We start from the raw sequence: 8519 nt of genomic DNA on the forward strand, positions 1-8519 counted from the left end.
CGAAGGTGGGCGGAACCGCGGAAAGACGAGCACGCCTTTGAGCGAACGCAGCGAGCGAATCGATGACCCAGCGCCTCAGGTCTCTTCCCTGATGAGGGAGGGCTCGTGAGAGAACGCAGCGGGCGGATCGGCCGGTCCCACGCCGTGGCGGGGGAGGGCCGGTGAGCAGCGGCACGGCGGCGGGACTGTGCCGGCTGACGGTACGCGCGCCCACCAAGGCCATCGACCTCGCGGTGCCCGCCGACGTCCCGGTCGCCGACCTGCTTCCCGCCGTGCTCGGGTACGGCGGGGACGACCTCGGCGAAACCGGCCTCGAACACGAGGGCTGGGTGCTCCAGCGCCTGGGCGGTGCCCCGCTCGACCAGGAGGCCACCCTCGAGTCGCTCGGCCTGCGCGACGGCGACACCGTCTACCTGCGGCCGCGTACGGAGGCACTGCCCGAGGTACGGCTGGACGACATCGTCCACGGCATCTCGACCACCATGAAGGACAGCCCCCACGGCTGGAGCCCGCTCGCGAGCCGGCGGCTGCTGCGCGGGCTGACGCTGGTGGCACTCCTCGCCGCGCTCGCGATCCTCGCGCTGCCGGGCGGCCCGGCCGCCCAGCGGGAGATCGCGGCGGGCGCGTTCGCGATGCTGCTGCTGGCGGGCGCCGCCGCGGCCAGCCGCGCCGTCGGAGACGCCGCCTCGGCCGCCCTCCTGGGCGGGATGGTCGGCCCGTACCTCGTGCTGGCCGGCTGGCTGCTGCCCGGCGGAAAGCTGAGCGGGCCGGAGCATTATCAGACGCTCGGTGCCCGGCTGCTTGCCGCGTCCGCGGCGGAGGCGGGCGGCTCGGTGCTCGCGCTGGCGGTGGTGGCGGCCTACACCGCGTTCTTCGTCGCCACGACCATCTTCGCGGTCGCAGGCGCGCTCGCCGGCGTCCTGGTGATGGTCGCCGGGATGCCGCCCGAGCACGCGGCGGCCATCGTCGCCCTGGCGGCGGTCGCCTTCGGAGCGTTCGTGCCGTCATTGTCGTTCCGGCTGTCGGGGCTGCGGACACCACCGCTGCCGACCAACGCCGAACAACTCCAGGAGGGCATCGAACCCCGCTCTCCGTCGGCCGTCGCCGCCCGCGCGGTCCTCGCCGACACCTGGATGACCGCCTTGTACGCGACGGTCGGCCTGACCTGTGCGCTCTGCGTGACGGAGCTGGCGCAGGGCGGCGATCTCAGCAAGGTCGTTCTGGCCGCGGCGCTGTCCCTCCTCCTGCTGCTGCACAGCCGCGGCATGGGCAACGTCTGGCAGCGCCTGTCCCTGGTCGCACCCGGGGTCTGGGGCGCGGGCGCGATGGTCGCCCTCGACGTCGCCGGGAGCGATCCGGCCGGCCGGGTCCTCCCGGCCGTGGGGGTGGCGTCGGCCGGCGCGGCGTTCCTCATCGCCGCATGGGTCGTACCGGGCCGCCGGCTCGTGCCCTACTGGGGCCGGGCCGCGGAGATCCTGCACAGCCTCGTGGCGGTCAGCCTGCTGCCACTGGCCCTGTGGGTCCTCGGCCTCTACGGCACCTTGCGAGCGATCGGCTGATCTCGGACAGGAGAGGAGGGGCAGGAGACGATGCAGTCACGTCGTGACCAGGTCCAGGCCCACCTGTTCGTCATGGGCCGGATCACCTCCGGGATGCTCCGGGCCGACCCGGACGCACCGGAGAGCCCGCAGGGCCGGACGAACCGCGGCACGGTCGCCGGAATCGTCGTCGCGGTGCTGCTGTGCGCCGCGGCGTTCGTCTGGGGGCTGATATCCCCGGGCAAGTCCAACTCCTGGCGCGACTCCCAGAGTCTGATCGTCGACCAGGACACCGGCGCCTCGTACCTCTACGTGGACGGCCGGCTGCGTCCGGTCCGCAACTACGCGTCGGCCCGCCTGATCGGCGGCACCAAGATGAAGACGCGCAAGGTGCGCACGAAGTCGCTGAACGGCGCGCCGCACGGGCAGCCGGTCGGCATCATCGGCGCGCCCGACGCCCTGCCGTCGCCGGGGGACCTCAGCCAGAATCCCTGGGCGGTGTGCTCCGGCACCGGTGACACCGGGACCAACGCGCCCATCACCACGCTCGCGGTGGGGGTGAGCGGCGCCGAGGACTCCCCGCTGACGGCGGGCGAGGGGATGCTCGTCATCGGACCCGACTCCGCCGTGTACCTCGTGTGGCAGGGCAGCCGACTGCGGCTGAACCAGAAGGGCGGCGCGATGTCCGCTCTCGGGTACGCGGGGCGGCTCCCGGCTCCGGTCTCGGCGGCGTTCCTCGACGCGCTGCCCGCCGGTCCGGACCTGACCGCGCCCGCCATCCCCGGCATGGGCACCGCCGGGCCGGTCCTCGACGGGCACGCGAGCCGGGTCGGGCAGGTCTTCCGCGTCGGCGTGATCGGTTCCGATCCGCGCTACTACCAGCTCCGCCAGAACGGCCTGACCGAGGTCAGTGCGACGGTCGCCGACATGCTGCTCGCCGACGCTCAGGTCCGCCGCCTCGCGTACGGGGGGCGGAGCACGAGCGCGGTCCCGCTGGCGCCCGACGCGTTGAACCAGCACCTCGCCCCGGCGGACCAGGCGTCATCCGTGAGCGCGATGCCGGAGACGCCGCCCCGGCTGGTGGACCGCGGGGTGGGCGAGGATGCCTGCGTACGGATCGCGCCGGGCGGCACGGGTCCCCGGGTGAGCGTGGTGCTGGCGACCCGAGCCTCGCTCGGTCTGGTCGCCCAGGCGCCCACCGCCACCGCCTGCGTTCCGGTGGAACGGATCACCGTCCCGCCGGGCGGCGGCACGCTCGTACGCGCGCTGGCGGCCGACGGCGGCACGGGCGCCGCCACCACCTATCTGGTGACCGACACGGGCACCAAGTTCCGCGTGGCCACCTCCAGCGACCTCGTGGCGCTCGGTTACTCGGCAGGAGAGGCGGTGGCGCTGCCGTCACCGCTGCTCGCGATGGTGCCGTCCGGCCCGGAGCTGAGCTCGGCGGCCGCGGAGTCGGGGACCTCCCCGGCGACGACGGAGCCGTGCGGCGGTCCCAGGCAAGGCGGTGACAAGTCCACGACAAGTCAAACCCCGTAGAGAAGAAAGAGAGCATGGGGCGAAGAATCGGATGGTGGAACGAGCCGGCCCGGAGAGCGCTCCCCGTCCTGCCCCCGTTCCCGTGCACTGAACCAGAGAGGAAGGCGAACGGTGGCAGCCAGCGGAATGCAACAGTCGCAAGTATCGGCGACCAAGAACGGCGTCAACGCCCTCGAACAGGCGTTCACCGGCATCACGAAGATCCGGCAGGACGTCGAGTCCACGCGGTACAACCTCGCCTCCGGCTACAAGGGCTCGGACGGGAAGTTGTTCGGTGACCTCGTCAACAACTGGGAACAGCAGGCCGACGTCATTCTCACGAACCTGCGGGACATGATCGACAAGCTGAACCAGACCCTCACCTCGCAGCATCAGCAGCAGGGGTCGAGCAACGACCAGATCAACCAGGCGTACAGCCAGTCGCAGTCCGTCTTCGACGCCCTGCACGGCTGAGCACGCCCCCTTTCATCCGGCTGACGACAAGCGCATTCCGCTGACGTGAAACGAGGACACCGATGAGCGAGGACTTCACCGACGGCTACATCTACGTCGACTACTCGCACATGAACAACGCCGCCGACGACCTGGTCTCCCAGACCAAGGCCATCGCGCAGACGATCTCCAACATGGAGATGGAGCTCTCCGAGCTGAAGAAGACCTGGGTCGGTGAGGACGCCCAGACCTACGACAAGAAGCAGCAGGCATGGGACAACGCCATCAAGGCGATGGAGAACATGCTCACCAGCCACTCGCAGCTTCTGGACGAGATCTCCGGCAGCTACAAGTACAACGAGAACAACCTCAGCCAGATGTGGTCCGAAGTCCGCATCGGTTGATCTTCTGTGCCTCCGGCCGCCTCAGCCGCGGCGGCCGGAGGTCGTGCCGACCGTCATGACCGGTACGCGGACGTGAGCGTGCCGACGCCGACCAGACCGAGGAGCGTGAATCAATGGCTGACCCGCTGAAGATGGACAAGGCCGGACTGCAGGCTTTCGTGGACAACCAGATCGCCCCCTTCGAGAAGTCCCTGAAGCACGTCGCGAACGATGACGACCAGTACGGCGTGACGATGGACAACCTCCTGGGCAAGGGCCACATCAACGCCGACGACAGGCCGATCTTCCAGAAGCAGCGGCCGCTGCCGATCGGCCACCTCGCGATCGACAAGGACTGGGGCGGCGACGTCCTCGTCAGCGGCATCAACGACTCCGCGACGTCCATCTCCGACGTGTACGTCAAGCAGATCAAGCTCTTCAGCGACCTGCACACGAACCTGAACAACACGATCACCAAGCTCATGACCGGCCAGCACGATTCACTGGAGAAGATCGACGGGAAGATCTTCCTGGACGGTCTGGGCACCGTGCCCGGTGACTTCACAGGAACCGGCGGCTCCAACTCCTAACCCCCAAGCAGCCTCTGGCCCCCGCTTCATCAGTATTTTTTCCTGGAGTGCGACATGGCGAACGACACTGGTGCGAACTCGTCGGGCGACGACTGGTGGGACGCCATATCCAAGCTCACCGGCTACGAGCCGCCGAAGCGTGAGAACCTGTTCGACCCCAGCCTCCTGGGAAACAACAAGATTCCGCTGATGAAGCTGGAGATCGACGACTACGACGTCGAGCCGTCGGACGCGGAACTCGCGGCCATCAACGACCTCGGCCAGTGGCGCATGCAGAACTCCGGCTGGCGCGTCCAGAACACCGACTTCGTCGTGCCCTTCTACAGCGGTGACACGAGCGTCGGCTCAGTGGTGACGATGCGCAGGGCCCGCATCACCCTCCTGGGCACCACCGGAAGCGCCGACGCTCCAGGCGGCGGGTGGAACTACGGAGCGCAGTTCACCGAGCACGGCAGCCACCTCATGGGCGACAACTTCGCCGGCTGGGACTCCCGGCCGCTGGCCCGCTACAGCTACGGCGGCGGCATGGCCCTGGAGGCGCTCCTCAACGACCCGTACTCCACGTGGCGGTTCAACTGGGACGACGTGCAGGTCGCGGACGAGTTCGCGGTCGACCTCACGGGGTTCGACCGCGTCGCCAACGCGTTCGACCGGGCGGCGACGTTCTTCCACACCAGCAGGACGACGATCCAGGGCTGGGAGGACGAACTCGGCAGCGAGGCCGCGGCGTGGCGGGGCCAGGCGGCCGGCGTGTTCTGGGACATCGTCCATCAGCTCGGGGTCATCTACCAGAACTACAGCGACACTCTCCCGACCACGAACGGCGCCTCTCAGGCGGGGGAGGATCTGCGGCAGGTCAAAACGGCCGTGTACAACGCGTTGTCGACCCTGCACGGGACGTGGACCACCTGGGTGAACTCGATTTCGAGCAATCCCCTGCGGGTGCTGCACGACGTCCTGCTCGAAGTGACGGACGACATTTGGTACAACAATATTACGAAGGTCCGTACCCACTTCTATTACTCCGAGTACAGCAGTTACAGCGAGAACAAGGTGGAGTACGACGGGTTCCGGACCGGCGCCCACGACAAGAACAACAACGTCTTCGGCGACCTGAACAGCATGGACACCTGGCACGCCATCGGTGCCGAGGCGGTCAAACGCTGGCAGAAGGGCGTGGACGACAAGCTGGGCAAGGCCGGCCACAACGCGCTCATCGACGCGCACAACTCCTGGGTCGACGTCAGCAAGATATTGCAGAAGCTGACCACTCCGAGTATCAGCCTCCAGTCCGACTACCAGGCGGACAAGGCAGCCGCCGAACAGGACAAGGCGGACGCGGCCGCGGCGGCCGCGGCACAGCACGAGAAGGAGATGGAGGACAAGGCGGAGAAGCAGCGGGAGGAGGACCTCGCGCACCAGAAGGAGATGGAGGACAAGGCAGAGAAGCAGCGGGAGGAGGACCTCGCGCACCAGAAGGAAATGGAGGACAAGGCAGAGAAGGAGCAAGAGGAGCAGAAAGAGCACCAGAAGGAGATGGAGGACAAGGCCGAGAAGCAGCAGGAGGAACAGGAGAAGAAACAGGAGGAGCAGCAGAAGAAGCAAGAGGAGCAGTACGCACAGCAGCAGGCGCAGCAGCAACAGCAGTACCAGGAGCAGAAAAAGGAGCAGGAGGAGCAGGAGAAGAAGCAGGAAGAGCAGCAGAAGAAACAGGAAGAAGAGGCCAAGCAGCAGTACCAGGAGCAGATGGCCACGCAGGCGGCCCTGCAGAAGGAGCAGGAGAAGAAGCAGGAGGAGCAGGAGAAGAAACAGGAGGACCTGCAGCAGAAGCAGCAGGACCAGGCCCAGAAGCAGTACGAGGAGCAGCAGAAGCACCAAGAGGAGCAGGAGAAGAAGCAGGAAGAGCAGCAGAAGAAACAGGAGGAGCAGGCGCAGAAGCAGTACGCCCAGCAGCAGCAGACGCAGTCCGACTACCAGAAGCAGCAGCAGGACCAGGCCGAGAAGCAGTACCAGCAGCAGAAAAAGGACCAGGAGGCGCAGGAGAAGAAGCAGGAGGAGCTGCAGCAGAAGCAGCAGGACCAGGCCGAGAAGCAGTACGAGGACCAGAAGCAGCAGCAGGACCAGGCCGAGAAGCAGTACCAGCAGCAGCTCTCGGGCGGCGGTGGCGGCAACGGCAGCTCGCAGCAGCAGTACGAGCAGCAGCTTCAGCACCAGCAGGACCAGTTCCAGCATCAGCTGGAGAACCTGGCGAACAACCAGATGGGCAGTCAGACGCACGTCAACCCCGACGGGTCGGTCACCACCGACTTCAGCGACGGCAGCTCGACGACCTTCGACCCGCACACGGGTCAGGAGACGCTGACCCTCCCCGACGGAAGCGTCAGCGCCCACCACATCGACTCCGGGCACTCGTTCACGAACCCCGACGGCAGCACCACGACGGTCAACGGCGACGGCACCCTCACGACGCACTTCCCGGACGGCAGCACGACCACGGTCAACCCGCAGACGGGTATGGCGACCACGCACGAGCCGGACGGGCAGACGATCACCACGAACCTCGGCGGGGGCGCCACCCTGCCGCACATCCCGTACACGGGCAACGGCGCCGGCTCGCTCTATGAGCCCGAGCTGCACGACCTGCCGTACGAGGGATCGCTGGGCTCGGCCTCGCTGCCCGGCGGCGCGCAGATACCCGGAAGCGTGGCCAGCCCCGCCGGGAACTACCTCCCGCCGGGCACCTACATGGACGGCACCACGACCGGCGGAATGCCGCCGGCGGGCACCCCGACGACCGGCGGTATGCCCATGGGCGGCGGCGGTATGCCGATGGGCGGCATGGGCGGCGGCATGGGCGGTGAGAAGGGCGGCGGCGGCGAGCGCGTCCGTCAGGTCTATGACGACGACGAGATCGTCACCACGGACGGCGGGTCGCTCGGCCGCCGGAGCCGCCGCGCCGCGGAGTACGAGAGAGAGACCGCGGCGGGCCGGCGTACGCCCACCGCCGCCGGCTACGACCCGTACGGGGGAGCCGAGCGTGAGCAGACGGAGAGCGGCGAACGCGAACGCGAGGCGTGGGCGCCTGAGGAGGAGGACGTCTGGGGTACCGACGAGGGCGGTTCGCCGGCCGTCATCGGATGACGGACCCGGCGGTCACGCGGTACGAGGGAGAGGGCAGCGGAGATGGATCTGAACGAAGAGATGGACGCGCGTGTCGCCGAGGCGCGGGCGCGTCTCGAGTCGACCAAGGCCGCGGTGGCCCGGGCGCGAGCCGAGCTCGGTGAGGCGTCCACGACCGTACGGTCCAAGGACCGTTCCGTCGAGGTGACCGTCGGTCCGCAGGGCGAGCTGAAGCGGGTGAAGTTCCTCGACGAGAAGTTCCGGACGATGGAGCCGGCGCAGCTCTCGGCCGCCATCGTCGAGGCCGCGGGGAAGGGGCGGGCGGTGATGGCCCGGCGGGTCAAGGACACCTTCTCGGCGATCAGCTCGGCCGGCCGGGGCGGCGAGGACGTGCCCGGCTACACCCCCGACTGGGAGCAGATCTTCGGGTCGGCGCTGAAGGCCGGCGGACGGGGCGGCCGGGCGGCCGCGCCACGTGAGACCAATCGCGGCCGGCCGGCCGCGAAACTGCACGACGAGATCGTGGAGGACGGTAACGATGTCTGAGAAGTTCCGCGCCGACCCGGCCCGCGCCAACGCGGCCGTGGCCAAGATCGACGATCTGAGCAAGCTGATCATCGGTTTCGGTGATCAATTCCTCGACAGCTTCGACAACGCCTCGGAGATCCTCGGCCACGACGAGTTCGGCCGTGCCGCCGGACGCCAGCTCTTCAACCAGACGACGCAGATCCACGAAGGGGTCCTGGCGTTCGGCCAGGTCACCGACGCGGTTCCGCTCATGCTCAGGTCGCAGCAGGCGAAGGTCGGCAAGGCGCAGACGGACGCCATCGGCGCCATCAGTGAGTTCGGGGTGTACCAGGGTGAGGGGCTGCCGGGGAAGGGCGGCGTGCACGGCAAGTAGACGGGGGTGATCGATC

At 68.3% G+C, this 8519-nt stretch carries 8 protein-coding genes; all 8 read left to right on the top strand.

Annotation, left to right across the window (positions count from 1 at the left end; all coding sequences use genetic code 11):
• The first annotated feature begins 161 nt into the window (after positions 1-161).
• Positions 162-1559 (top strand): type VII secretion integral membrane protein EccD, encoded by a 1398-nt coding sequence (eccD, locus tag QWU11_RS19650; protein WP_290115222.1) that lies wholly within the window; start codon positions 162-164, stop codon positions 1557-1559.
• 30 nt (positions 1560-1589) lie between these two features.
• Positions 1590-3077 carry a type VII secretion protein EccB gene (gene eccB / locus QWU11_RS19655; RefSeq protein ID WP_290115224.1) on the top strand — a complete coding sequence of 496 codons (1488 nt, stop codon included), beginning with the start codon at positions 1590-1592 and terminating at the stop codon, positions 3075-3077.
• 111 nt (positions 3078-3188) lie between these two features.
• Positions 3189-3530, top strand: a complete 342-nt coding sequence (locus QWU11_RS19660) for a hypothetical protein (RefSeq protein ID WP_290115226.1) — start codon at positions 3189-3191, stop codon at positions 3528-3530.
• 62 nt (positions 3531-3592) lie between these two features.
• Positions 3593-3913 carry a WXG100 family type VII secretion target gene (locus tag QWU11_RS19665; RefSeq protein ID WP_290115228.1) on the top strand — a complete coding sequence of 107 codons (321 nt, stop codon included), beginning with the start codon at positions 3593-3595 and terminating at the stop codon, positions 3911-3913.
• Positions 3914-4026: 113 nt separating this feature from the next.
• Positions 4027-4482 (top strand): type VII secretion system-associated protein, encoded by a 456-nt coding sequence (locus tag QWU11_RS19670; RefSeq protein WP_290115230.1) that lies wholly within the window; start codon positions 4027-4029, stop codon positions 4480-4482.
• A 54-nt stretch (positions 4483-4536) separates the two neighbouring features.
• Positions 4537-7623: an AAWKG family protein gene (locus tag QWU11_RS19675; RefSeq protein WP_290115237.1), complete on the top strand. Its 3087-nt coding sequence runs from the start codon at positions 4537-4539 to the stop codon at positions 7621-7623.
• Positions 7624-7665: 42 nt separating this feature from the next.
• Positions 7666-8148, top strand: a complete 483-nt coding sequence (locus QWU11_RS19680; protein WP_290115239.1) for a YbaB/EbfC family nucleoid-associated protein — start codon at positions 7666-7668, stop codon at positions 8146-8148.
• A complete protein-coding gene (locus QWU11_RS19685) occupies positions 8141-8503 on the top strand; it encodes a hypothetical protein (protein WP_290115241.1) in 363 nt (120 codons plus the stop codon). Before QWU11_RS19680 ends, QWU11_RS19685 begins: the two co-directional genes overlap by 8 nt.
• The last annotated feature ends 16 nt before the right edge of the window (positions 8504-8519 follow it).

Source organism: Actinomadura sp. DC4 (assembly GCF_030406325.1).
Lineage (GTDB): Bacteria > Actinomycetota > Actinomycetes > Streptosporangiales > Streptosporangiaceae > Actinoallomurus.

What these genes read in the sequence shown, in the direction of transcription:
- QWU11_RS19670 (WP_290115230.1), top strand. Translation starts at nt 4,027, where the DNA reads ATGGCTGACCCGCTGAAGATGGACAAGGCCGGACTGCAGGCTTTCGTG.
- QWU11_RS19680 (WP_290115239.1), top strand. Translation starts at nt 7,666, where the DNA reads ATGGATCTGAACGAAGAGATGGACGCGCGTGTCGCCGAGGCGCGGGCG.
- QWU11_RS19675 (WP_290115237.1), top strand. Translation starts at nt 4,537, where the DNA reads ATGGCGAACGACACTGGTGCGAACTCGTCGGGCGACGACTGGTGGGAC.
- eccB (WP_290115224.1), top strand. Translation starts at nt 1,590, where the DNA reads ATGCAGTCACGTCGTGACCAGGTCCAGGCCCACCTGTTCGTCATGGGC.
- QWU11_RS19665 (WP_290115228.1), top strand. Translation starts at nt 3,593, where the DNA reads ATGAGCGAGGACTTCACCGACGGCTACATCTACGTCGACTACTCGCAC.
- QWU11_RS19685 (WP_290115241.1), top strand. Translation starts at nt 8,141, where the DNA reads ATGTCTGAGAAGTTCCGCGCCGACCCGGCCCGCGCCAACGCGGCCGTG.